Source organism: Palaeococcus sp. (in: euryarchaeotes) (assembly GCF_053987695.1).
In genome coordinates, this window is record NZ_JBMXHE010000004.1 from 1 (window position 1) to 22523 (window position 22523).

Annotated in this window: 26 protein-coding genes; 12 read left to right on the plus strand and 14 right to left on the minus strand. The window is 44.6% G+C overall.

Annotated elements, in window-relative coordinates; translation table 11 throughout:
• The first annotated feature begins 195 nt into the window (after window positions 1-195).
• Window positions 196-399: a MoaD/ThiS family protein gene (locus ACXJGZ_RS00350; protein ID WP_293257457.1), complete on the plus strand. Its 204-nt coding sequence runs from the start codon at window positions 196-198 to the stop codon at window positions 397-399.
• Here the strand turns inward: ACXJGZ_RS00350 and ACXJGZ_RS00355 are convergent.
• From ACXJGZ_RS00355 to eif1A, 8 genes are read right to left on the minus strand one after another with little or no spacing between them, the layout of a single operon-like run.
• Window positions 396-1157, minus strand: coding sequence for a DUF4129 domain-containing protein (locus tag ACXJGZ_RS00355; RefSeq protein ID WP_456397733.1), 762 nt, complete (start codon window positions 1155-1157; stop codon window positions 396-398). The genes ACXJGZ_RS00350 and ACXJGZ_RS00355 overlap by 4 nt on opposite strands.
• A complete protein-coding gene (locus ACXJGZ_RS00360; protein ID WP_293257463.1) occupies window positions 1154-1543 on the minus strand; it encodes a DUF1699 family protein in 390 nt (129 codons plus the stop codon). The genes ACXJGZ_RS00355 and ACXJGZ_RS00360 overlap by 4 nt, the downstream gene beginning before the upstream one ends.
• Window positions 1479-2786: a DUF530 family protein gene (locus ACXJGZ_RS00365; RefSeq protein WP_456320969.1), complete on the minus strand. Its 1308-nt coding sequence runs from the start codon at window positions 2784-2786 to the stop codon at window positions 1479-1481. The genes ACXJGZ_RS00360 and ACXJGZ_RS00365 overlap by 65 nt, the downstream gene beginning before the upstream one ends.
• Entirely contained in the window at window positions 2783-3928 is a 1146-nt protein-coding gene (locus ACXJGZ_RS00370; protein ID WP_293257469.1) for a DNA topoisomerase IV subunit A, read from the minus strand. Before ACXJGZ_RS00370 ends, ACXJGZ_RS00365 begins: the two co-directional genes overlap by 4 nt.
• Window positions 3925-5613 (minus strand): DNA topoisomerase VI subunit B, encoded by a 1689-nt coding sequence (top6B, locus tag ACXJGZ_RS00375; RefSeq protein ID WP_456397736.1) that lies wholly within the window; start codon window positions 5611-5613, stop codon window positions 3925-3927. The genes ACXJGZ_RS00370 and top6B overlap by 4 nt, the downstream gene beginning before the upstream one ends.
• Window positions 5614-5633: 20 nt before the next feature.
• On the minus strand, window positions 5634-6254 hold the full coding sequence (locus ACXJGZ_RS00380; RefSeq protein WP_456320972.1) for a KH domain-containing protein: 621 nt from the start codon (window positions 6252-6254) through the stop codon (window positions 5634-5636).
• Window positions 6241-7032 carry a serine protein kinase RIO gene (locus ACXJGZ_RS00385; protein WP_456397757.1) on the minus strand — a complete coding sequence of 264 codons (792 nt, stop codon included), beginning with the start codon at window positions 7030-7032 and terminating at the stop codon, window positions 6241-6243. Before ACXJGZ_RS00385 ends, ACXJGZ_RS00380 begins: the two co-directional genes overlap by 14 nt.
• A gap of 8 nt (window positions 7033-7040) precedes the next feature.
• On the minus strand, window positions 7041-7418 hold the full coding sequence (gene eif1A, locus ACXJGZ_RS00390) for a translation initiation factor eIF-1A (RefSeq protein WP_456326122.1): 378 nt from the start codon (window positions 7416-7418) through the stop codon (window positions 7041-7043).
• A gap of 147 nt (window positions 7419-7565) precedes the next feature.
• On the opposite strand from eif1A, the gene ACXJGZ_RS00395 reads away from it, so the two are divergent.
• Window positions 7566-7856, plus strand: a complete 291-nt coding sequence (locus ACXJGZ_RS00395) for a DUF3216 domain-containing protein (RefSeq protein WP_456320974.1) — start codon at window positions 7566-7568, stop codon at window positions 7854-7856.
• Window positions 7857-7859: 3 nt separating this feature from the next.
• On the opposite strand, the gene ACXJGZ_RS00400 is transcribed toward ACXJGZ_RS00395, so the two are convergent.
• Window positions 7860-8216, minus strand: a complete 357-nt coding sequence (locus ACXJGZ_RS00400) for a DUF4870 domain-containing protein (RefSeq protein WP_456320975.1) — start codon at window positions 8214-8216, stop codon at window positions 7860-7862.
• A gap of 173 nt (window positions 8217-8389) precedes the next feature.
• Here ACXJGZ_RS00400 and pheS point away from each other — a divergent pair, with 173 nt between their 5' ends.
• The 4 genes from pheS to truA all read left to right on the plus strand — a co-directional run bounded on the left by pheS (window position 8390) and on the right by truA (window position 13262).
• Window positions 8390-9901, plus strand: coding sequence for a phenylalanine--tRNA ligase subunit alpha (gene pheS, locus ACXJGZ_RS00405; protein WP_456320976.1), 1512 nt, complete (start codon window positions 8390-8392; stop codon window positions 9899-9901).
• 12 nt (window positions 9902-9913) lie between these two features.
• The gene (gene pheT, locus ACXJGZ_RS00410) at window positions 9914-11593 is read left to right on the plus strand and encodes a phenylalanine--tRNA ligase subunit beta (RefSeq protein ID WP_456320977.1); all 1680 of its coding nucleotides are present in this window, start codon (window positions 9914-9916) and stop codon (window positions 11591-11593) included.
• A gap of 73 nt (window positions 11594-11666) precedes the next feature.
• Complete coding sequence (locus tag ACXJGZ_RS00415; RefSeq protein ID WP_456320978.1) at window positions 11667-12080, plus strand: hypothetical protein; 414 nt, start codon at window positions 11667-11669, stop codon at window positions 12078-12080.
• Between the two features lie 381 nt (window positions 12081-12461).
• Window positions 12462-13262: a tRNA pseudouridine(38-40) synthase TruA gene (gene truA, locus ACXJGZ_RS00420; protein ID WP_456320979.1), complete on the plus strand. Its 801-nt coding sequence runs from the start codon at window positions 12462-12464 to the stop codon at window positions 13260-13262.
• On the opposite strand, the gene ACXJGZ_RS00425 is transcribed toward truA, so the two are convergent.
• Window positions 13249-14631 (minus strand): DEAD/DEAH box helicase, encoded by a 1383-nt coding sequence (locus ACXJGZ_RS00425; RefSeq protein WP_456397759.1) that lies wholly within the window; start codon window positions 14629-14631, stop codon window positions 13249-13251. The two genes, truA and ACXJGZ_RS00425, sit on opposite strands and share 14 nt — an antisense overlap.
• A 126-nt stretch (window positions 14632-14757) precedes the next feature.
• On the opposite strand from ACXJGZ_RS00425, the gene serK reads away from it, so the two are divergent.
• Complete coding sequence (gene serK / locus ACXJGZ_RS00430; protein ID WP_456326125.1) at window positions 14758-15492, plus strand: L-serine kinase SerK; 735 nt, start codon at window positions 14758-14760, stop codon at window positions 15490-15492.
• 57 nt (window positions 15493-15549) lie between these two features.
• A complete protein-coding gene (locus tag ACXJGZ_RS00435; RefSeq protein ID WP_456326137.1) occupies window positions 15550-15798 on the plus strand; it encodes a hypothetical protein in 249 nt (82 codons plus the stop codon).
• Here ACXJGZ_RS00435 and ACXJGZ_RS00440 read toward each other — a convergent pair.
• The 3 genes from ACXJGZ_RS00440 to surR are packed head-to-tail and all read right to left on the minus strand — an operon-like array spanning window position 15793 to window position 17902.
• On the minus strand, window positions 15793-16980 hold the full coding sequence (locus ACXJGZ_RS00440) for a geranylgeranyl reductase family protein (RefSeq protein WP_456397741.1): 1188 nt from the start codon (window positions 16978-16980) through the stop codon (window positions 15793-15795). The two genes, ACXJGZ_RS00435 and ACXJGZ_RS00440, sit on opposite strands and share 6 nt — an antisense overlap.
• A 3-nt stretch (window positions 16981-16983) precedes the next feature.
• The gene (locus tag ACXJGZ_RS00445; RefSeq protein WP_293254000.1) at window positions 16984-17187 is read right to left on the minus strand and encodes a DUF362 domain-containing protein; all 204 of its coding nucleotides are present in this window, start codon (window positions 17185-17187) and stop codon (window positions 16984-16986) included.
• Between the two features lie 19 nt (window positions 17188-17206).
• Entirely contained in the window at window positions 17207-17902 is a 696-nt protein-coding gene (surR, locus tag ACXJGZ_RS00450) for a sulfur metabolism transcriptional regulator SurR (protein WP_456320982.1), read from the minus strand.
• Between the two features lie 142 nt (window positions 17903-18044).
• Here surR and pdo point away from each other — a divergent pair, with 142 nt between their 5' ends.
• Window positions 18045-18719 (plus strand): protein disulfide oxidoreductase, encoded by a 675-nt coding sequence (gene pdo, locus ACXJGZ_RS00455; RefSeq protein WP_456320983.1) that lies wholly within the window; start codon window positions 18045-18047, stop codon window positions 18717-18719.
• 33 nt (window positions 18720-18752) lie between these two features.
• Here pdo and ACXJGZ_RS00460 read toward each other — a convergent pair whose 3' ends face one another.
• Entirely contained in the window at window positions 18753-19763 is a 1011-nt protein-coding gene (locus tag ACXJGZ_RS00460; RefSeq protein WP_293254010.1) for a deoxyhypusine synthase, read from the minus strand.
• 143 nt (window positions 19764-19906) lie between these two features.
• Between ACXJGZ_RS00460 and ACXJGZ_RS00465 the strand changes: the two genes are divergently transcribed.
• The 3 genes from ACXJGZ_RS00465 (at window position 19907) to ACXJGZ_RS00475 (ending at window position 22522) form a co-directional block, all read left to right on the plus strand.
• The gene (locus tag ACXJGZ_RS00465) at window positions 19907-20356 is read left to right on the plus strand and encodes a hypothetical protein (protein WP_456320984.1); all 450 of its coding nucleotides are present in this window, start codon (window positions 19907-19909) and stop codon (window positions 20354-20356) included.
• A gap of 174 nt (window positions 20357-20530) precedes the next feature.
• Window positions 20531-21331: a hypothetical protein gene (locus ACXJGZ_RS00470; protein ID WP_456397745.1), complete on the plus strand. Its 801-nt coding sequence runs from the start codon at window positions 20531-20533 to the stop codon at window positions 21329-21331.
• A 105-nt stretch (window positions 21332-21436) separates the two neighbouring features.
• Window positions 21437-22522, plus strand: a complete 1086-nt coding sequence (locus ACXJGZ_RS00475; RefSeq protein ID WP_456397747.1) for a radical SAM protein — start codon at window positions 21437-21439, stop codon at window positions 22520-22522.
• Window position 22523 lies beyond the last annotated feature (1 nt).

The following is a 22523-nucleotide window of genomic DNA, read 5'->3' on the forward strand; positions in this document are numbered from 1 at the left end:
TGTTCTGGCGAAGGAAAGGGTGGAGAAGGAACACGTTGAAAAAGCCAAGGAATACTTCGCGGACATAAAGAGGAGCACCCGCTTTGTCGAGAAGCTTGAAGGAATGCTCATGTGATTTTTCTTTTTAATCTCTTACCTCAAACTCATACCTCAAACTTAATAAGCCCTCCTTCAAGATAGCGCATGGTGGGGAGAATGATAAGGATCAAGGTCATAGGAAGGAGAATTGAGAAGGAGATGGAGTGGCATAAGGGCATGAAGGTGAAGGATGTCATCAAGGAGATGGGTTTCAATACGGAGAGCGCTGTGGCAAAGGTCAACGGCAAAGTTGTCCTGGAGGACACGAGGATTAACGAGGGGGACTACGTTGAGATCATCCCTGTGGTCTCGGGGGGCTAGCGGAGGAATTGCATGAGGTTTTCATAGCTCTCCCTGGCTTTTTTAACATCTCCCTCACTCAGCTTCTTTCCGTATTTTGCCTTTTCAAATATTGCGGTTAGAGTGTGGAGATCCTGCAGGTCCTCAAATATGTTCTTGAGGTGCTCTTCATGCTCCCAATGGGTCCAGCTCTTCTGATATGGATAACCCTTTTTAATGAGCCCGGCAACGAGGTTCTTATACATCTTTATAACCCTCTCATCCTCCGTTCCTTCTATGCTGTCAAAGGTCAGCTCCGGTTCAAAAATGGGAAGTTCCTCATCCATCCTGTGCCTCTTTCTAAAATGCAGCAGTAGAATGACCAAAATTACGAGAGGGAGAGCATAGAGATACCACTGAAATGGTGAATAGAATATTTTGAGGGATGACGAGAAATTGAAGAGATTTATCTCGGGATATCTTAGTTTGGGGCCCGGAGCAGGTTTTTCGAGTTCCGGCTTTTCCGAAAGAAGACGATTAATGGCGAATATCAATGCAGCGACCGTCAAAATCAGCATTAGGATATCCCTTTTTCCCATGCTTTTCCTCTTTCTGGGAGCCACAGGAATGCCATGAGCCATGATGAACCATGAAACCACCCCGAAGAGAGCGAGGAGAAAGACCCACATTCCGAAATAAATCCATTCTATGTTGAAGGCACCCGTGCCCCGTTCCGCCGTTGCTCCAAAAAGCATTGCAATGAGAATGAAAAAGGATAGAAAAAGCAAGACCCTTCTCATTTGCCGTTCACCATATAGTAAAGGGTCCTCAGGGGAATGCCAAGCTCCCTGCTAATCTCCTTCAGGCTCTTTCCGTTCCTCAGCATGCGCTTCACCTTTGCCATCGTGCCGTCATCATATTTTCTCGGCCTCCCCCTCGGGTGCTTCACGGGGATGAGCTTAATCCCTATCCTGTCGAGTGCCGTTATAACCTTCCTGGAGACCTTTGGATAGAGGCTTGGAGGACACCCTATAACTTTGACGGTTGGTGCCCTCTTGAGAATTCTAACAACTATCTCCCTAGTGGGTCTCAAATTAATGTAGACCTCAACCACACCGGGTTCAAGATTTTCGTCTATCTTTCTTAGAAGCTCTTCGTTGTTTCTTGCCTTTAGCTCCATCATCACCCTCTCCCTCTTCAAGGGCTTTTAAAAACTCCACAACTATCTCCTCCTTGGGCATGAATTTTTCAAATTTCCTCCGATCTCCAAAAATCTCAAGGGGGATTCCGGATATTGCAATCTTCCACAGTGCATCCTGAACCTCCTTCTCGCTCAACCCCAGAAATTCGGAGGTTTCTCTTTCATTGTATGGGCTTGTGCCATAGAATATAATCGCTCCTAGGAGGTAATTGGGAATGGTTGATATGTTGCTCCTTTTTCCCACGAGCATCTTCTCTACCTCTGCCTTTCTTATGAGGAGCATGCTGCCAAAACCCGTCCTAAAGAATGGTTCTCCTCTAAAGGGCTCATCAAAAAGAGAATAATGACAGTCAATTGAAATCTTGATATCGGGGTATAGGCTCAGTGCTTCCCTGTCCTTCTCCGACGTTATTATGTAATACCTGAATAGATCAAATGCCAGCATGTTCATGGCTTTCTTTGGGTTTAGAGATGCATAAGCGAGGGCCAGATTATCCACGGTGAAATGATTGTTTATCAAAATCCCCTTCGTTTTTACAGGGGTCAATATTTTCCATCTTATGAGGTGCCCGTACCTCTTTTTGAGTTCATAATCTATATCCACATCTTCGGGGAGGGTTATCCTGGCTGTCTTCAACCTGTTGTTCTCGAAATATTCAACCTCCAGATGATATCCCACCCTTTTGAGTGTTCCTCTCTCCTTGAGCTTCCCCTTTATGGCTTTGAATGCTTCTCTAACCTCAACATCTTTCTGACTAAGGATCCTCAAAATATCCCCGGAATACCCGAGATAGGGCACTATTTCCAGCCTTCCTATGCTAATCCCCCTCCGTATTGCCCGAATCTTCTCCGGGTCTTTTATGTCCTTGAGCTCAATCTCCCTTTTATTTTCATAAAACTGATAGTTCGCCGCTATATGGCCCAGAGCAATCTTATGTGCCATTATGGCACTTTTCACCCGGTCTATAGCGAGAAGTCGATTGTGTTTTTTCCTGTAAATCCAGTGAATGTTTGGATCCCTCTGACTTCTCTCGAGAAATGCCGTGGAGGGTGTCGTTATTCCCACCCTCCTCTCAAGTTCATTCCTCAATTCCTCCAGCACTTTAAGCTGACGGTTCAGCTGAAAGGCGATATGAGGAACGCTACTCTCAAATAACCTGGGCATATTTGCCTTTATCTCGTCCAATATCACATTAACCCTAGAGACCAGCTCTTCAGTGGTCGTCATGGCAGCAGTTCCTCATTGGCTATTTTTTCGGGTAAGTACTCCTTGGCAACAAATTCCAAGCTCTTGTGGGCAAGTGCCTGCTGTTCAATCCTCACTCCCAGCTTCAATGCAAGCTTAAACTGCCTCTGCCACTCCTTATTCTGGAACCAGGGATATTCCATCTCTTCAAGGATACGCTTGTAATCCGCGGTGGGGCCTCCTTTCTTGTTTGGTGGAACACCCTTGAGCTTTTCCGTAACCCTCTCCAATCCATAGCGCTTTATATCATCCATCGTCATTCCAACAAATTTTGCTCCCGGTGTTGCGAGCTTATCGCTCAAATATGCCAGGTTGATGGATCCCTGTTTTATGGTGGAGTAGATGTACCATCCATAGGGATCACCATCTGTGAAGACTATTATTGGAAGCCCCTCCTCATAGTGCAAGCGATGAATGAGACGTCTCACACCCCTTGAAGCCTGCCCTTGGGTGGCTATAATTAGAGCATTTTGCTTCTTGGGAAACTTTTCTTCAATTAAACGATCAGCCATAGCGGCCGTTTCCACAACCAGAGCATAATCCACATTTATCTGGGTGAACTTTAGGTGCTCCACCGTTCCGGGGACGGCCCATCCTCCCATACCGAGCCTCGATGTGTTGAACTCATCCTCTCCGTCCTGGATGGTTATATCACCGTAGATGTAGCCTCTTCTGTCCGCCGTTATGTGCATCTCTTCTCTCAAAACACCAAGGGTTCTCTCCAGATCCTCGATTATAGGGTTGCTTTCGCTCTGATCTTCAAAGGTGTTCTCCTTGCTTCCTCCGATGCTGTGTTTGTTGGCATAATATGCTTCTCTAAGGCTGGCGTGCTTTCCCTCGCTCACCAGCCGCTTTATGTATGAGGCTATGAGGAGTGTCTGCATGAACTTTCTCGCGTGAGCAACGTGGAGAAAATAGCGCCTTGAAGTCTGCTTTCCCATCTTGATGAGCTTCGATTTTTTATCGTAGTATATATTGCTTATTCCTCTCGTTGGGACATCTATGTAGGGGTTCCTGCCCTCCCTAACAGCTTCGTAAATCTGGTTTCCTATTTCCTCAAGCTTCTTAACGATTTTTTTGGGATCGTAGCTGAAGCGTTCCTTTGGTTTTTCCTTCTTGATCATGCTCCTCCCTCCGCTTGGGCAGCCTCTTCAAATCTCCTTTCGATTAGGTTAACGAAGTGGGTTCTAATCTCCTCCGGAGGCTTCTCAATTAATATTGAGAGAGCCTGAGCAACTTCATTCACATACTTCTCAAGGGTCTTTCTCCTCTTTACCTGATGGAGCTTCTTATGCTTGCCGCTTAAATAGCGCATTAACCTCCTTCCGGCTTCCATCAGTGCAAGCCTTATCTCATCATAGATTTCGCTCTCGCTGGCTATGCTCTGTTTGCCCGTGCTTGTATATGGTACGTGGACGCTTATCACGTTAACAAAAACTACGAGAGGTGCATCTTCAAGGTTATCCACTTTATAGCGCTTCCATTCCACGCTCTTCACTGCAGATGTTGTCACACATGACCCCGCATCGAAGAGGAGCGGCACCCTGTTTGCATACCTCAAAATATCAAAGCCCGTTAAATTACCGCCAAAGGCCAATCCCACTTCAACCTGGAAGGGAATTCCACCACGGTAAACTTTTGGGGGTCTCGTTAGAGACGTCACAAACTCAGGGCTCAGTATATTCACAAGCCCGCGCTCTATGTTTTCATCCCCTATGGGTCTCAGCCCACTTGTTGGGGGAGCAAGGAACTTTATATACTTGAACGCCTCTATTATCTCCTCGGCTTCGTGCCATGTGAGCTTTTCGGGAGGCTTCTCCATGATTTTGGAGGTTTCCCTCAAAACAGCCTTTCCTCTTTTACCAAAGCCCTTCAAAATCAGCTTCACATCTCCATTTGCAAGCCTCTCATAGAGCTGTTCTCTCTTTTTGTCCTCTTCAACACTTTTTATGAGCCTCAGAGCTGCCATATACCGGACGATTTCATCAACCTTCTGGTCGCTGATTCTCGAGAATTCTCCCACAAGGAATCGCTTTATGCTGTTCCTCCTTGTTTTTTTTGCCATTCTAAAGATATCGTCCGTGATCACGCCGCGGGGATGAGGTTTCATCTCCTCCGGAGGATCAGGAATCTCCTCGCTACCCCTGGGGAAAACTATGAGTTTTCCATCCGGTTCTATAAGCTCTATATGAGCATGGGGATTCGCTATCGCGGTTAACTTCAGATACCAGTAGGGCCCCTGCTTTGAGCGGATGTATCTAACATCCTTGACCTCCATCTCAATCCTGGTTCCTCTCCATCCTTCCCTGTTCTTGTGTCTTATCTTCCTGACAACCTTGCCCTCATTTTTGTCAACGTCTATCATCACCCATGCCTCGAGAGTAACATCATCCCCCGTGGATGTTATTACACGGGTTGCCTTTCCGCTTGTCATCTGGGCAAACATGACGGCACCGCTTATACCTATACCCTGCTGCCCCCTGCTCTGGATGTTTCTGTGTGCCTTGGTTCCCGCAAGCATCTTACCAAAGACATGGGTTATGAACTTCTCGGGAATACCCGGTCCGTTGTCCTCGACTATGATTTTATAGTGCTCTTTTCCGAGTTCCTCAATTTCCACCCTCACATAGGGCAGGATTCCAGCTTCCTCACATGCGTCAAGTGCGTTGGTAACAGCTTCATGGATTATGGTCGTCAGGGAGCGCACCTTCCCTGTGTAGCCGAGCATTGCGGCATTTCTTCTGAAGAACTCACTAACACTCTGGATTTTAAATTCCTTAAAGAGCTCCTTTGCTTCGGATTTAGCCATGGATACTCCCTCCACAACGTTCAAATCCTCTCATAGCTAATTTCCTCCAGCTCCAAATCTTTCTTCTTTCTTTCGAGATACTTGTAAACGGAACCGTGACGTGAGCCCTTTGCGAGTTTTTCAATGGCATTCTTTGCAATTTCAACCTGTATCGGATTTCCGATTATTGCAACGGTCTTTCCATAAACGCTCACATACGCTCCGCTCATCTCTTCTATTATTTCTCTGGTTCTCCCTCTCCTTCCGATAATTCTCCCTCTAACCCTCGGGAGGGCGTGCTTGTCATTGCCTATGAGGATGTCCGTGAGATCAATAACCTCAAGTGTTTCACCTTCATCCAAAAGTCTAAAGGCTTTTTCAGGACTGAAGCCCCGTCCAATAGCTCTCACAACATCCCTGGCTTTCCAGACGGCTAGAGGGTCTTCAGTCTCATGCGTGCTGCTTATAAAAACCTCTCCACTTTCGCTATCGATGTCTATGTGGGTTTTTGTCCTCTCCTCAATTTCTTTTTTGGTCTCGCCCTTTTTGCCGATCAATACTCCTATCCTCTCCCTTGGAACTCTCACGTAATCCTCATTATAAACTTCATCGTGGAAGTTTTCACTCCCATACTCCTTCAGCTTCTTCTCAAACTCGCTCATGCCGCTCACCAACCAGCTCTATTAGTTTATCATCAGGATTATCAACATCAACACCTTTTTTGGCAAAGTAGTTGGTTATATTCCTCAAATCGCGGTAAAGCAAGGTTTTGGACATTCGATTTCTGCTTATGGTTGCTTGAGACCAATCTATTATCACCGGCTTATCCCACATCAGGATGTTGTATTCGCTCAGATCGCCGTGCACCATTTCTCCCCTCTTCCAAAGCCTCTCAATTACTCTCATCGTGTAGGAGTACAGCTCCTCAAATTCTTCAGGACCCAAAGCCTTTTCAACATCCTTGAGCCTTGGGGCAGGATACTCACCCCCTATGAACTCCATCACCAGAACGTTGTTGCGGAATGCCAGCGGCTCTGGAACCCTAACCGCATATTTCATGGCTCTCTGGAGGTTCTTGAACTCTCTTCTAGTCCAAGCAAACACAAGCTTTCTTATGTCTTTCGGGACATACCTCACCCTAGGATCCGCTGCCAGATACTCCCATATCCTCCTAAAATCCGTGGTATACGTCCTATAAATCTTAACGGCTATCTGTTCTCCCTTTTTGTTAAATCCCCTGAAGACATTTGCTTCCTTTCCCGTTGAAATAACCCCAAAGAGCACCTCAATCTGCCCTCTCTTTTTAAGGTACTCGAGTGTGTCCATGGTTGTCCTGTCAAAAACCTCGCTGAACACTTTATAGAGCTCACTATCCCTTTCCCTCTCCTCATGCAATCCAAGCAGTTCGAAAACCTTCCTATCAATGTCCTCAACTTTCATAATCATCACTAAAGGAAGACTCCACCTGAGATGAAATCTTGGGTAATCTTTCCTCTCCTGAGAAGCCAGTCAACCTGGGTCCTCGTATAACGATATTTGATATCCCCTCTCTCATCCGTCTGGACGGGCCATGGCTCCACTATGACGATATCCCCCACCTTGACCCACATTCTCTTCCTGAGCTTGCCGGGGATCCTGCATCTTCTAATATTGCCATCTGAGCATCTGACGTCCATCCATCCCGAACCCAACGCCTGTTCGACCACTCCAAAAACCTGATTTTCTCGTGGGAGGGGAACTCTGATTATCTCCTCTCCACTACCTGGGGTATGCTTCTTTTTTCCACCTTTACCTCTGCTACTCCTACCTCTGTGATACGCACACATGAGCGCCACCTCCAAATTATTAACATCTTTGCAAAAATTTTCCAAAAATAATAAATCAAAAGCATTTAAAAATTTTTGCATCCGATGCACTATTGTATTCAGCATAATCCTTTAAAAGTGCTTTGCCTATTTCCAGAGGGGATAAAAATGGAGAGCATCGTTGAAAGAGTCAAATCCCTATGCGAGGAGCATGGAGAAATGGAAGCTTTAAAAAAGATAGACTCTTTTATCGCTCTTAACAGAGCAATTGAGCCCAAAAAAGGAAGAGATTACGTAGAACTTGGCATATACGGTTTTTTGGAGGGAATTCTAACTACTCTTCGGATAAAAGTGAAGGATGATGAGGGAAGAAAAAAGATTGAAGAACTTCTGAGTGAGGTTAAAACCTGCAGAAAAGAGTTAGATGAAAAATTTAAGAAATCCGGAGAAAATTTGTGAAAATCAGATGCTCATCTTTTCAAGCTGCCCCTCCGCTATGTCTCCTACTATTGGGAATTTGTATAATTCGCCCTGGTATGCTTTGATCATTCCTACAATCCACACGATTAATCCTATGAGGCTTATGAGTATTCCAAGCAACCATCCAAGGAATGGTATGAGTCTAAGGATGACATCGATGATGAAAAGCCCTAAAAATACGATCGTGGATTGCATAGCGTGAAACCTAACAAAATCACTTTCCTTCTCTAACAACAAAAATGCAATTCCAGTAATAAAACCAAGCAGGTATGCTAAAGCCCCCTCCACATTCTCATCCAAACCCAAAGACGTTTTCTTTCCTTCCTCAACATTCTCCATATCAAGCACCTCTTTTACGTTGTTTCCATATCTCTTTGTATTTTCTTCATTAAATAGTTTTCTACAATTCAAAGGATTTTCATAAAGATTAAATATTTTTCAAGTAAATAGGGGGACGATTGGAACCGCAATTTTTAAGTAATCCAATCTCAATTAAATTCGAGGTGCGAAAGATGGAGTTAAGCTATCACGAGAAGCTCACACTCATGGTTCTCGGAAAGCTAAAGAAAGCCAGATATGAGGATGTGGTGAAGGAAGCCGGCATCGATCAGGTCGCTGTGATGAGAGCACTACTGGGTCTTCAAAGCAAGGGATTGGCTAAAATTCATGAGCGGCAGATAAAGCTTATTAGAATCACCGAACTTGGAAAAGAGTATGCTCAAAAAGGGCTCCCCGAGAGGAGGGCACTAAAATTCCTAGCAGAGAGGGAGAAGGTAACGCTCGAAGAGCTTGCCCGGGTTTTGAGTGAGGATGAGCTGAAGCCCATAATAGGTCTCCTGAGGAGGGAAGGATGGGCAAATGTAAAAAAAGAAGAAGGAAAACTCATTCTTACAATTACGGAAAAAGGAAGAGAGGATCTTAATAAAGAGCGACCGATTGATAGAATCCTGAAGATTCTGGCGGAGAGAGGTGAAGTTGAGAGCGGGGAGGCTGAGAAGTTTGTTTCTCTTAAGGAGCTCAAAAGAAGAAGGATAGGTGAGGAGGATAGCAGAAGTGAAAGGGAAGTCGAAATAACGGAGGCGGGAATGGAATTAGTTAGGAAGGGACTCGAATTAAAGGAAGAAGTCTCGATTTTAACGCCGGAGCTCATAAAAAGCGGGAAGTGGCGGAAAGTTGAATTCAGGAGGTACAATATAAAAGCGCCCGTAAAAGTTCCATTTCCCGGTAAAAAACAGCCTTACAGGGCCTTCCTCGATAAAATTAGAAGAAAACTCATTGAGATGGGATTCATAGAGATGGAAGTGGAGAGCCTCATAGAGACCCAGTTTTGGAACTTTGATGCACTTTTCCAGCCCCAAAATCACCCCGCAAGGGACTGGACGGACACATATCAATTGAAACACCCAAAAATGGGGCACTTGCCCGAGAAAGAGCTTGTGGAAAGGGTAAGGGCTTCACATGAGCATGGCTGGAAAACAGGTTCGAGAGGATGGGGCTACAGGTGGGATCCCCAAAAAGCGATGCTCTTAATGCCAAGAGCGCATGCAACGGCTTTGAGTGCACGCCAGCTTGCCAAGGGAGTTCAAATTCCCGGTAAGTATTTCGCAATTCAGAGGGTATTTAGACCGGACGTCCTTGATAGAACCCATTTGATAGAATTCAATCAGGTCGACGGGTTCGTAGTTGGAGAGGAGCTAACCTTCAAGCATCTCCTTGGAATATTGAAGCGCTTTGCCGTTGAAATCGCTGGAGCAAAGAAGGTAAAGTTTCTACCGGATTATTATCCATTCACGGAACCCAGCGTCCAGATGAGTGCCTATCACGAGGAGCTTGGATGGGTCGAGTTTGGAGGAGCTGGAGTGTTCAGAGAGGAGATGACAAAGGCTCTGGGCGTGGATGCTCCGGTGATTGCATGGGGAATTGGAATAGACAGACTGGCAATGTTCAAGCTTGGAATAGATGATATAAGATACCTCTTTAGCTACGATTTGAAATGGCTTAGGGAGGCAAAACTCGTCTGGTGAGGAGGGTTAGAAATGCCAAAGTTCGAGGTTTCGAAGGATGATCTGGAGAGGCTCGTTGGAAAGAGCTTCAGCGTTGAGGAGTGGGAGGATCTATTTTTATATGCCAAATGCGAGCTCGATGATGTTTGGGAGCATGAGGGGAGGATATACTTTAAAGCCGATGCAAAGGACACAAACAGACCCGACCTGTGGAGTGCCGAGGGAATTGCACGACAGGTGAAGTGGGCCCTTGGGATTAGAAGGGGACTTCCAAAATATGAAGTTGAGAAGAGCGATGTTACTGTTTACGTTGATGAAAAGCTCAGAGATATAAGACCCTATGGTGTTTATGCCATTGTGGAGGGTCTCAGCCTCGATGATGAAGCCCTAAAGCAGATGATAAATCTCCAGGAAAAAGTGGCTCTAACATTTGGGAGGAGGAGAAGTGAAGTAGCCATAGGCGTTTTTGACTTCGATAAAGTAAAACCTCCTATATACTACAGGGCGGCTTCTCCAGAAGAGAAATTCATTCCCCTCGGTTTTGAGGAGGAGCTCACTCTAAGGGAAATCCTGGAAAAACATGAAAAGGGAAAGGAATACGGGCATCTGATAAAGGACAAGCCCTATTACCCTCTCCTCATGGACAGCGAGGGAAATGTTCTCTCTATGCCTCCGGTTATTAATTCCGAGCTCACAGGGAGGGTAACGGAGAATACGAAGAACGTCTTTGTTGACATAACTGGATGGGATTTGGAGAAGATAATGCTAGCTCTCAGCGTTGTTGTCACAGCACTTGCGGAGAGAGGCGGGAAGATAAGGAGCGTTAGGGTGGTTTACAGAGATTTTGAGATCCGGACACCCGATTTAAGTCCCAAAGAATTTGAAGTTGAGCTTGATTACATAAAAGGGCTCACCGGAATCGAGCTCTCCAACGAGGAGATAAAGGGGCTCCTTGAGCGCATGATGTATGAAGTTGAGCTTGAAGATGGAAAGGCAAGGCTCAAATACCCCTCCTTCAGAAACGATTTGATGCACCCCAGAGATGTTCTTGAGGATGTTCTCATAGCCTACGGCTACAATGAGATTGAACCAGAGGAGCCGGAGCTTGCTGTCCAAGGGAAGGGGAGCGATTTCACGGATTTCATAAACGCCATAAGGGACTTAATGGTGGGTTTTGGACTTCAGGAGGTCATGACGTTCAATCTGACGAACAGAGAAGTGCAGTTCACAAAGATGCGGATTGAAGATGGTGAGATCGTTGAAATCGAAAACCCCATAAGCATGAAGTGGAGTGCGCTCAGGAGCTGGATTATCCCCTCCTTAATGGAGTTTCTGAGCCAGAACACCCATGAGGAGTATCCTCAGAGACTGTTTGAGGTTGGTAAAGCCACGGTTATCAATGAAAAAGCCGAAACAAAGACGAGGAGTGAGGATAGGCTTGCCATAGTCCTAGCTCATCCCAGGGTAACTTTCACTGAAGCCAAGGAAATACTTGAGGGCTTGATGAGACATCTGGGCTTTGAGTATGAGATTGAAGAGGTGGAGCATCCTTCGTTCATATCTGGAAGGAGCGGGAAAATCCTGGTGGGAGGAAGAGAGATAGGGATTATAGGAGAGATACATCCTCAGGTGCTCGAGAACTGGGGTATGGAAGTTCCTGTAGCTGCCTTTGAGGTTTATCTGCGCCCGCTTTACAGAGGAAGCTTCCTCTAGGGGAGTTTCGAAGAAAGGTGCTTTCGAAGAAAGGTTTATTTGCCCCTTTTTCCTAATTTCCTAAGGTGATTGGATGGACATATACTTTTTCGTTGCACTTGTCATGGCTGTGCTCATAGGTCTCACAATCCCAAAGCTGATGGAGAAATATAAATACGGTGGGAAGATTTTAATAATGCTCCTGCTGACTGTCTCAAGCATATATTACTGGAAAAAAGGGGATGTGAAATCAGCTTTTCTCTTCTTTGAGATTCTTGTCTGGAGCGGCTTTGAATTTGTAGGGCTTCTGGAAGAGTGGGGGATAAAATCGCTTGCAGCAGTGGTTCTTATAGCCGTTGGAACCCTCGGCATAACACTCTATGATTTTAGACTCACCCTTGTGGATGTCTTTGGCGTTTTTATGAGTGGATTCTTGGGGATTTACGGCTTTGTTTATCTGGGATATCTGGTTAGGATCAAGAAACATCCAGAAGAAGAGAAAAATTAATCCTTTTTTAGCCTCTTTAATATCTGCTGGAACATGAGCTCAAAGTTCTCTATTGCAGACACTATCTCAATTTCACTTACATACAGCAAATCCATTTCATCACCTCCGTACATTTCTTTGAACTGTTTTAATTTAAGCTTTACCTCGATTTTCTTGTCTTAATTCCAAACAACCTGCGGCTTTCTCCCGAATTTTTGGACAATTTTCTTTTACCTTTTTAAAGGTTTACATAACTAAAGACAAGGGAGTATTTAAGGGTGCCCGAATGAACGCTTGGGTACATTAATGGATCAAGTTGAAAAATCTTAATGTGCTTTAAATTCCAGAATTCTCGCAAAGCTTATATATTGGGAGAATTTTAAAAATTTTTCGGCGGTAGAGGTGAGAATAGCCCTAAAGGTAGCCTATGACGGCACAAAATTCTTTGGCTTTCAGAGACAAAAAAGTGTCAAAACCGTCGAAGGAGAGCTGATCAGAGCGCTCCAGAAGCTTGACATAATTAAAGGGCCCAGGGAAAACAACTTTAAAGGAGCATCAAGAACCGATCGTGGGGTAAGTGCCTTCGGGAACGTGGTCTCCTTTGACACGGAAAATCTAAAATTGGTGCAGCCAAGGATTTTAAACCATCATCTGAAGGACATATGGGTTCTCGGGATTGCTGGGGTTGGAGAGGATTTCCACCCCAGGTACTCGGCGGAAGGAAAGATTTACAGGTATTATATGGTGGATGAGGGCTTTGATTTAAATGCCATGAAAAGATGCTCCAAACTCTTTATAGGAACCCACAACTTCTCCAACTTTGCAAGGCTTGAGCAGTTTAAAAATCCTGTTCGAACGCTGGATGATATTAAAATATCCAAAAAAGGCAAGCTGGTAGTTCTGGAGTTCTCGGGAGAGAGCTTTCTCTGGGAGATGATAAGGAGAATTGTGACGGCTCTGAAGATGTGCGGCCTCTCCTGCTTGAGTGAGGGTGAGGTTGAGGACATGCTAAATCTCAAGGTTGATAGGAAGCTCCCTCCGGCACCTGCAGAAAATCTGGTTCTCTGGGAAATTAAATATCCAAGTTTAAGATTTGAAATAGATGAGAGCTCAGTTGAAAAAGCAAAAAGGGAGTTCTTTGAACGCTTCTCCAGAGCATTTTTGAGAGCTGCCCTCTTTGAGGAGTGGTTCAATGCCCTTTAGCTCCTATCCCAAACTCTTTTACGAGAGCCTTATCATAGTACTTCCCGTAATAGCACATGAGTGCTTTCTGACGTTCTATGAAGTGGGTGTAGAGAAGGGGATCATCATCGAGTATATCCACAATTATAGCCTTTCCCCCTGATTCCTTTGGCCTCAAAGCCCTTCCTATGGTTTGTATTGTCATCACGTCACTCTTACCGCCACCTGCAAGTATTATAGCGGAGATCTCGGGAATGTCGACACCTTCCTTTAAAAGCGTTGATGCGAGCACGTGTATGTCTCCCCTCTTGAAACGCTCGAGTATCTCCCACCTGTTGGATGTCTGAGAGCTCAGAAACTCGGCGTTGATACCGTGTTTTTTAAGGTCATTTACAAGATTCTCACCGTGTTCAATTCTCTTAACATCGATCAAAACTCTGTGTCCCTGTCTGGCAAGCCTGACCGCCTCTTTGATTATGGCATTATTCCTGGCCTTGTGGTTCATCACCATTTCTTCATAGAATTCCTTATAGCGCTCGCTGAAGGGCACCTTCTCGGATTCATACCTCAAGACCCTGAACTTCGGCTTGGCCAGAAAGCCCTCTTTTATGAGAGTATCTGCTTTAATTTCATAGATTATGGGACCTATAACCCCCTCAATCTTGATTTCCTCGCCCCTAACGCGCCTCCATGGAGTGGCTGAGAGCCCAAAGCGGTACTTCTGGGTCAAAGCGGTTCCCACCTCAAAGAATTTTTGAGCCGCCGAAGTTCTGTGGCACTCGTCAAACATCACGACTCCGTAGGGAATTTCAAGCTTATCAACGCCCCTCGAGAGAAGGGTCTGGATCATGGCTACGGTTACCGGTTTTTCCTCCCATTTGTTATCCCCTATGAGCCCGGGCTTAACATTTAAAACCCTCTCAATCTGCTCCGCCCACTGATAGAGAAGTTCCTTTGTATGCACTATTATCAATGCAGAAATTCCGAGTTCATAGATTATCCTCAATCCTACTATCGTCTTCCCGCTTCCAACGGGCAAAGCCAGAACGCCCATACCTTCCTTTAAAGCCTTTTTAACACCCCTCTTCTGGTAAGGTCTAAGCACAATTTTTTCATTCCACTCCGCCTCCAGAGGTATGGAATAGATCCTTCTCTCATCTCTGACTCTGAGCCTCATACCCTTGGATTTCAAAAACTCTCTGATGCGGGGGATAAGTCCGAGAGGAAAAGAGCGCTCGTATGCATCATAAAGGCTTTCCGAGGTTTCCCACCTTCCATAGCTTTTTTTATACGTGAGCAGGTTTTCTATCAAAAAATATGCCTTGGGAGGAGCATTTATTATTATCGCCTTTGCACTCCTGTCAGGGATTCTCACACTAACCGTTATCATGGTCAATCAAAAGAAAGTGTATTTTTCTTTCCTTTAAATCTCTTTTGCTATAGATATCACGGGATGGCAAGGTTTTTATTTAATGAAACGTTTTACAACATTGAAAGATTCGACGGAGGTCTGAAAATGGGAGTGGAAAAAGTTCCAAAATACGACATCCCCATAAAAAAGGTTGATTATGTTTTTATTGAGCTCGATAAGATGAAGCCTCACGAGCAACTCGTTCAAAAAGAGCTTGAGGCGTTTGTTGAAAGTGTAACCGGGTCAGGAATCTTCTGGAAGCCTATGCTCTTGGCGAAGGTCCCAGGGGAGGACTTATATTTAATAGTGGATGGACACCACAGATGGGCAGGGCTCCAAAAGCTCGGCGCTAAGAAGGCACCATCCGTGATCTTGGACTATTTCAGTGATGATGTTAAAGTTTACACATGGTATCCCGCTTTCAAGGGGGACCTGAACAAGGTTATTGAGCGCTTGAAAAAGGAAGGGCTTGAAATAATTGAAAGTAACGAGGCTGAAGAAAAAGCCGAGCGTGGAGAGATCGCTTTTGCTCTAGTTGGTAAGGACAAAGCCTATGAAATTCCCGGAGGCATCCCGGAGCAGAAGAAGGTCAGCAAGGTTCTCGATGAGATGAGCGTTGAGGGAGAGATAGAGCTCATCTACTACGGTCTTAAGGAGGATGCCAAGGAGGATATGGATAAAGAAGAGATTAACTATGTCTTCATAAGGAAAGCGCCGAGCAAGGAAGAGGTCATGGAGCTCGTCAAGAGGGACGAGGTTTACTCACCGAAAACAACAAGGCACGTTCTTCCATTCATCCCCGACAAAATCGATGTCAAGCTCGAAGATCTCTTCGAATGATTTTTCTTTAAATCTTTAATCATTTAATTACATAATAAAACAATTATGGTGATGTACGTGCTCTTTAAAAAGAAAGGTCTGTTTACCGCCAGTGATGCAAAGAGGGTTATAGATATTGTTTCAAGGGAGAATGAGAGGGAAATCATAATCATGTGCGAAAAAATCGACGACGATGCAAAGAGAAGGCTCTGGGACTACGCAAAGGGTGTTGAACTTATGAGTGACTTGACCGGGGAAAGCAGAGAAGTTAAAGTGGAGATTCTTGAGGGATATGTCAGTGATAAAGTAAAGGGAATAGAGCTATAGAGCTTCCCGCAATAATTTGAGCATCTTTGGTTTTAGGAGAATTTTTGGGTGCTTTATAAGTGTTTTAAACACCTGCCTATAGTCTCCTGCAGCCAGTTTCTCGGCATCTGCTCCGCTTAATGCCTGCACGGCAGCGTCCAGCTCATCATCGCTTAGTTTTTCACTTATCTTCCTTATCTCGAGCACCTTCATGAGTCTTTCCCCGTCATTCGCCCACCATTCGGTGGTGTAGTTCTCGAGAAGGCTCAGGTCTCCCTCTTCAAGTGCTCTTGAAATCCATTTTGATGCTATTGTAGCGGCTTCCATTGCCTCGGCCATTCCTCCACCGTGCATCGGGTTCACCTGACGGGCAGCATCCCCAACCACGACAACGTTTTCCTTTGTGAGCTCCTTCAAGAAGCCTCCAACGGGAACGCCGCCGACATTTACCTCGAGGATTTTGCTACCCTTAATGTTGTTCTCCTTTAGCCACTTTTCGAGGTAGTATTTGGCTGTGTTAGGGTTATCCCCGTTGATTCCAATTCCAACGTTTGCCCTGTCATCGTCCTTGGGGAATATCCACACATAACCTCTTGGAGCAACTTCATTTCCAAAATAGAGATGTATCATATCAGGGTCAAACTCAAAGCCCTCCAAAATCATCTCGTACTCGTAGGCAGAGTCGAGCTCGTGAGGGGGTAAAAAGCTGTTTATACCTGCCCACCTTGCAACCCTGCTCTCCACACCATCCGCTGCAACAATTATATCCGCATTTATTTCTAGGGATTCTCCTTCATGCCTTGCTTTTATCCCCTTGATTTTCCCGTCGCTTCTTATAAGTCCTGTTGCCTCTGTCTTCGCCATAACCTCCGCCCCGGCTTTGCCGGCATAGTAAGCGAGCATCTTGTCGAAGATCTTTCTTTCCAGAATAACTCCACTTACCCTGTTGTATCTAAGCTCAAGTTTATGTCCGTTTGGAGAATAGATAGCGGCACCGTAAATCTCTCTGTTTATAAAGCGTTTGTCCAGAGGAATATCATACTTTTTAAAGTTTCCAATTCCAAGTCCTTCCGCGCATCTCTTTGGGGAACCGATCTCTGCTTTCTTATCAATCATGAGAACATCGAATCCCTGCTTTGCGAGATTTCTTGCTAATATCGGACCTGCGATACCTGCACCTACTACAACAACATCGTAACGCATAGCTCATTCCTCCTCCAGTGGTATAGCATTTAAAGCACCTACGGGACAAGCTAAAACACAGAACTTACATGAGATGCATTTTTCCTGAAGAAACACCCATTCGTCATTCTCTATTATTATAGCTTCTTTCGGACAGACCGCAACACATGAGCCGCATAGATAGCACTTTTCCCTGATTACATCGATTTTAACCTTTGGAAGTGGCATTTCAAACCCCCCTACCATCTTACTCTTGGAGCTTCTTTTTTAACTCTGCTTCATCTATCTTAATAAAGTTATCTTTTATGATTAACGGAACAAACCTGCTCAACTCCTCCGCCTTCCTTAAAACTTCCCTTTCCTTCAGATCCAAAACATCACTCAGATCATCCACGGAGCTTTCCCCGTAGAGGAGGAGGTAGTGGAGGATTGCGAGCTGGGTCATATCTCCTATTTCAGTAAGGTATGTTTCTTTTATTCTCTTCACTAGGTGATTTCTGTAGCTCTCAACGTCCCTGAGGGCATCAATAACATCCTTTAATTTTCTGTTGGCTTTGATGAAGTCGCTTACCATCTCCTGCAGGTTCTCATGGCTCTTTTTTAAATCCCTTAAATCTACAGAATACTCCTTCATTTCTTCGAGGGTATCTTTTAGCTCAACCCCGCTGTACCAGAAGAGGTTGGGGGTCACGCTGGCGATGTATGTTTTTGAAAGGGTTATACGGTAGTACTTTCGTGCCGGACCGATGAAGTGTTCATCCTTCTCATAGGATTTGATAACCCCTTCCCTCTCCATTATCTTCAGGTGCTTTGAAACGGCAGTAGATGAGACGCTAACTTTATTGCTCAAGAGACTAAAATAGCACTCAGTGCATGTCAGGTGACTCAATAAATCCCTTCTAACTTTATTCCCTATGATGTAAAATATATCGGGTTCAGTCATGTTCCCACCTACCCAAATTTGTAGCGTAAAGCTTATATATTGTTCACCTAAACCATTGGTTGATAACTTTAAATTGGCAAAGATTTAATTAAATGTTGCATCCGAAGGTTATAAACCTTTAGATGAATTGGAGGTGTGAAGAATGGGATTGATAAGTGATGGAGATAAGAAGGTTATTAGGGAAGAGTTCTTCTCAAAGTTAATTAATCCTGTTAGGATTATTGTCTTTACGGGGAAGGATCACTGCCAGTACTGCGAGCAGCTGAAGCAACTCGTCCAAGAAATCAGCGAGCTCAGCGATTTGGTCTCATATGAAATCCATGACTTTGACAGTGAAAAAGAGCTTGCCGAGAAGTACAGGATCTCAATGGCTCCTGTAACCGTAATAACACAAGATGGGAAGGATTTGGGCGTCAGGTTCTTTGGTCTTCCAGCAGGACATGAATTCGGGGCATTCCTAGAGGATATAGTGGATGTTTCAAATGCCAGCACGGATCTAATGCCCGAGACAAAGGAAGCCCTTAAGAACATTGGAAAGGACGTTCAGATATACGTTTTCGTTACTCCAACATGCCCCTACTGCCCGATGGCCGTTAGAATGGCTCACAAGTTTGCGCTTGAAAATGCACTCGCCGGGGAGAACAGGATTTTGGGAGATATGGTGGAAGCAATTGAGTATCCAGAACTTGCAGATAGATATAGTGTTATGGCAGTTCCCAAGGTCGTAATAAGGGTTGATGGAGAGGATAAGGTCTCCTTTGAAGGAGCCTATCCCGAGAAGATGTTTCTCGAGAAGCTCCAAGAAGCTTTGGAGTGAATCTTCTTTTCTTTTGTGTTTCTATCCCTTAATCTATGTTTTCATCACCATGTGGACTAAGATTGGAAATACCAGCGTTGCATCTGCCCATATCTCAACATAATCTGCTTTTGCCCTAATTTTCCCCCAGCTTACTCCTTCACTTGGTGGAGCGCCGCTTAAAGAGCCATCCCAGGGTATCGCTGTGGTTATGTATATTGCATAGTCTGTTCCTTCTCTAAAGAGGTTTGCATTTATTATCGAGTGCTTTGGGAGGGAGCCTCCGAGGATTATGGATGCAGTTTCCTTGGCTTCAACGGCGAGATTGTTTAGTTTGACTATATCATTTGCAACATCTATAAGGAGTTCTCTATCCCCCTTTTCCTCTTTATAGAAATAAAGCATGTCCCCTATTGATCCATCCGTTATTGCAGGGCAGAATATGGGGATTCCATTCTTATATGCCCAGTAGAGTATCGAGTGCTCTTTCTCTTTTCCCAGCTTCTCATCCATAAATCTGCCAAGTTCATGGATAAACTCGCTTGCCGTAACAGCTCCACGCTCTCTCTCAATTTCGAGTATTCTATCGAAGAACTCCCTCATATATCCTTCAAATTCAATATAGCGATCGTTCGGAACAAAGATGTTGCCGATTCTGTTTATCCCGTGCTCCCTGAGCCAGGCATCATTAACATTCCACTCTCCAAGAATGAATGGCTTCAGAGCTTTTATGAAATCCTCCTCAATTCCGCCGGCAGTTGTAACAATGACATCAACCTTTCTATGTTTTACGAGATATGCTATAACCTCTCTCAATCCGGAAGAGACTATGTTGGAGGTATATCCCAAAAAAACCCGGACTTCTTCACCCTTCTCGCGTTTTTTCTCAATCTTCTTCCAGATTTCAATGGCCTTCCCCAGGTGGGTAGCTTGAAACCCTATTCTTGTGTAACCTTTTACAATCTCCTCCAATCTCCCCAAATCCTCCAGCCATGGCCCCTCTATGGGAATCTCCTCTAATCCTTCTATGGATGATTCTTTGAAGACAGCTTTTTTAGGATCCATTCAATCACCCCACTGGTAAGTTGTGGAGAGAAATATAAATCTTTTCAGAATTCAGTCGGCTGGTGCCGGCAGTTATAAAAGTCCACATTTAAATTAACCTAAGATTTAAAGGGAAATATATCCAGAATAAGAGGGGGATAGTTATGATAAACCTCTATGGGATAGCACAGAGAGAGCTCGCAAAGGACCTAATATTTGACATAGACGGGGAGAGTGTCATCATTTCCATAAAGGGAGCCATGATTGCCGCAGCCAAATCAAAGAATTACAATTTTTCCTTCGTTGAGATAGCCGAGACTGAATTTGTTATGATGGTCCAGATGTCGGGATACCTCTTCTATATTGGCTTGGAGAGCGACGAAGGGATAGAGGAAGAGGCATACCCAGAGCTCTTCAGGGCCCTGATGATCCAGCTCCTTCCTATATTGGAGAGGTTAATAAGAGCTGCAGACAGGATAAACTATAAATCAACAAGGAAGGCAGATATTCTGCTCGATGATGATATGACCAGTAATATGAAGGAATTCTTTTATCAGACGCTGATAAAGCACATTAAGGACGTTTCCATATATGAACAGACGGATGTAGCCTGATTTGTTGTTGTATTTTTTACAATGTGTTTTGTATTATTTCCAAATTTTTAGCAGTGTTTATACAAATTTTCCAATAATTTGGCGGGTATTTTATAATTTGTCTAAATTTTTGGGAAAAATTTATATACATGTTGTTACATATCCAACAACGAGAGAGGTTGTGGTGGTGAGAGAATGGTTGAGGAGGTAATAATTCTCGCTGATAATCAACAGTATCACAAAATTATTCGTTCCGATTATGTGGATAATGTCATTAGGGGTATTCGTACTCTGGGAATGGAGGTTGTCAAATTTTTGGTTAGGGCAGAGGAGAGAATTTTAAGTGATGGGAGGCGGGTTTTGCTCATTCCAACTTATCTGGCGGTGGATGATTCAAAGAGTTATATTATCTATGATCAGGAGGTGGTAATAGAATCGGTGGTGTATAAAGCCATTGAGAGGGTAAATGAAAAATTCAGAGACAGAAACATTATTTTCTACATACCAAAAGGAGGCTTGAAAATAGATTTCACAACCTCCGCTGAAACCACAAATGAAAAATCAAAAATACTGGTGGATGCGCCGGATGGGTACACCCCCGAGCTCAGGAGATTTGGCAGAGGAATTGTAATTTTCCTAAAGGAGAAAGGAATAGAGGTCGAGAGCTTTGTTATCTCTGCTCAAGAGTTCTACACAAATTTCGGACAGAAAAAAGCACTGAAAATGGATATCGCCCTGACATTAAAGAGGGGAGATTTGAAATACCCCAAGGAGGTGATGGAGGAATTCCTGCATGAGGGTATAAGGAAATATGAAAAGTTTCTCTTCAGCACCCTGGGAATTTCCAAGCTCAAGTATGGAAACATCCATATAATAATCCCCGGAGATATAGAAGCTCCCTCCTTGGTACTGAATCAGAAAGACAAGATACTGGAAGAAGTTGAAGCAATAATGAGCAATAAGGATATCCAAGAGCTCGTTACAATCCTCAAATAATCATGCACCAGCTCCTCAAATCATTTTTGGTTAAATCAGATTGGATCGAATAATTGTCCGGTGAAGGTTTATAAGGTATTTTTTCCCTCTTCTTTTGGTGGGTTCATGAGGGAGAGCGGTTATTATTCATACGTTGTGGGGGAGCTACCTGAGGGATGCAAGCTCTGTGTTAAAGGAGCAAAGCTCGTGCTCTTTACTACGGGAATATGCCCCAGAGATTGTTATTATTGTCCTTTGAGCCCATGGAGAAGAGGGGATGTCGTATACGCCAATGAGAGACCGGTAAACGAAAAGCGTGAGATTCTTGAGGAAGCCAGAATTCAGGAAGCTCTCGGAGCTGGTGTGACGGGAGGAGATCCTTTGGCGAGGCTCGACAGGACTGTGGGATATATCAAGCTATTGAAGGAAAATTTTGGAAAGGAATTTCACATACATCTCTACACAACGGGAGCTCTAGCTACCGGAAAAACCCTTGAAAAACTCTACGATGCGGGCCTGGATGAGATTCGCTTTCATCCCGACCTCTTCAACCCAAAATCAAAGCTCTTCCAAAGGGAGATTGAAAATATCAAAAACGCCCGGGATTTTGATTGGGAGTTTGGGGGGGAAGTTCCTTCAATTCCCGGTCAGGGAGATAGGATAAAGTGGTATGCAGGGTTTCTCGATTCCATCGGAGCAAAGTTCCTCAATATAAACGAGCTTGAGTTCAGTGAGACAAATCTAAGGGCGCTCTTTGATAGAGGATTTAAACCGGTAAGCAATGAAAGCTCGGCGATAAAAGGAAGCCTGGAGCTTGGCATTCAAATACTTGAATGGGGTGAGAAGAACACCAATTTGAACTATCACCTCTGCACCGCCAGGCTTAAGGATGCCGTCCAGCTGAGGAACCGTCTAAAGCGAATGGCGAGAAATGTTGCGAGGCAATACCAGGAGATGACGGAAGATGGAACCCTCCGTTTTGGAGTGGCAGAGTATGAGGATCTGGAAGAACTCTACTCACTGCTTGTTGAAGAAGCGGGCGTTCCCGAGGAATGGCTCTATGTAAATAAAAAGAAGAAGCGCATAGAAATGCCAGAAGAAGTTGCTCTGGAGATTGTAGATGCGATTGAAGGTGATGTGCGCTTTTATATCATCGAGGAATATCCCACATGGGACAGGATTGAAGTGGAAAGAATCCCGCTCCAGCGGTGAT

Excerpts from the sequence above, each read along its gene's own strand:
- ACXJGZ_RS00350 (WP_293257457.1), top strand. The coding sequence starts at position 196 with ATGATAAGGATCAAGGTCATAGGAAGGAGAATTGAGAAGGAGATGGAG.
- ACXJGZ_RS00355 (WP_456397733.1), bottom strand. The coding sequence starts at position 1,157 with ATGAGAAGGGTCTTGCTTTTTCTATCCTTTTTCATTCTCATTGCAATG.
- ACXJGZ_RS00365 (WP_456320969.1), bottom strand. The coding sequence starts at position 2,786 with ATGACGACCACTGAAGAGCTGGTCTCTAGGGTTAATGTGATATTGGAC.
- ACXJGZ_RS00370 (WP_293257469.1), bottom strand. The coding sequence starts at position 3,928 with ATGATCAAGAAGGAAAAACCAAAGGAACGCTTCAGCTACGATCCCAAA.
- top6B (WP_456397736.1), bottom strand. The coding sequence starts at position 5,613 with ATGGCTAAATCCGAAGCAAAGGAGCTCTTTAAGGAATTTAAAATCCAG.
- ACXJGZ_RS00380 (WP_456320972.1), bottom strand. The coding sequence starts at position 6,254 with ATGAGCGAGTTTGAGAAGAAGCTGAAGGAGTATGGGAGTGAAAACTTC.
- ACXJGZ_RS00385 (WP_456397757.1), bottom strand. The coding sequence starts at position 7,032 with ATGAAAGTTGAGGACATTGATAGGAAGGTTTTCGAACTGCTTGGATTG.
- eif1A (WP_456326122.1), bottom strand. The coding sequence starts at position 7,418 with ATGTGTGCGTATCACAGAGGTAGGAGTAGCAGAGGTAAAGGTGGAAAA.
- ACXJGZ_RS00395 (WP_456320974.1), top strand. The coding sequence starts at position 7,566 with ATGGAGAGCATCGTTGAAAGAGTCAAATCCCTATGCGAGGAGCATGGA.
- ACXJGZ_RS00400 (WP_456320975.1), bottom strand. The coding sequence starts at position 8,216 with ATGGAGAATGTTGAGGAAGGAAAGAAAACGTCTTTGGGTTTGGATGAG.
- pheS (WP_456320976.1), top strand. The coding sequence starts at position 8,390 with ATGGAGTTAAGCTATCACGAGAAGCTCACACTCATGGTTCTCGGAAAG.
- pheT (WP_456320977.1), top strand. The coding sequence starts at position 9,914 with ATGCCAAAGTTCGAGGTTTCGAAGGATGATCTGGAGAGGCTCGTTGGA.
- ACXJGZ_RS00415 (WP_456320978.1), top strand. The coding sequence starts at position 11,667 with ATGGACATATACTTTTTCGTTGCACTTGTCATGGCTGTGCTCATAGGT.
- ACXJGZ_RS00425 (WP_456397759.1), bottom strand. The coding sequence starts at position 14,631 with ATGATAACGGTTAGTGTGAGAATCCCTGACAGGAGTGCAAAGGCGATA.
- serK (WP_456326125.1), top strand. The coding sequence starts at position 14,758 with ATGGGAGTGGAAAAAGTTCCAAAATACGACATCCCCATAAAAAAGGTT.
- ACXJGZ_RS00440 (WP_456397741.1), bottom strand. The coding sequence starts at position 16,980 with ATGCGTTACGATGTTGTTGTAGTAGGTGCAGGTATCGCAGGTCCGATA.
- ACXJGZ_RS00445 (WP_293254000.1), bottom strand. The coding sequence starts at position 17,187 with ATGCCACTTCCAAAGGTTAAAATCGATGTAATCAGGGAAAAGTGCTAT.
- surR (WP_456320982.1), bottom strand. The coding sequence starts at position 17,902 with ATGACTGAACCCGATATATTTTACATCATAGGGAATAAAGTTAGAAGG.
- pdo (WP_456320983.1), top strand. The coding sequence starts at position 18,045 with ATGGGATTGATAAGTGATGGAGATAAGAAGGTTATTAGGGAAGAGTTC.
- ACXJGZ_RS00460 (WP_293254010.1), bottom strand. The coding sequence starts at position 19,763 with ATGGATCCTAAAAAAGCTGTCTTCAAAGAATCATCCATAGAAGGATTA.
- ACXJGZ_RS00465 (WP_456320984.1), top strand. The coding sequence starts at position 19,907 with ATGATAAACCTCTATGGGATAGCACAGAGAGAGCTCGCAAAGGACCTA.
- ACXJGZ_RS00470 (WP_456397745.1), top strand. The coding sequence starts at position 20,531 with ATGGTTGAGGAGGTAATAATTCTCGCTGATAATCAACAGTATCACAAA.
- ACXJGZ_RS00475 (WP_456397747.1), top strand. The coding sequence starts at position 21,437 with ATGAGGGAGAGCGGTTATTATTCATACGTTGTGGGGGAGCTACCTGAG.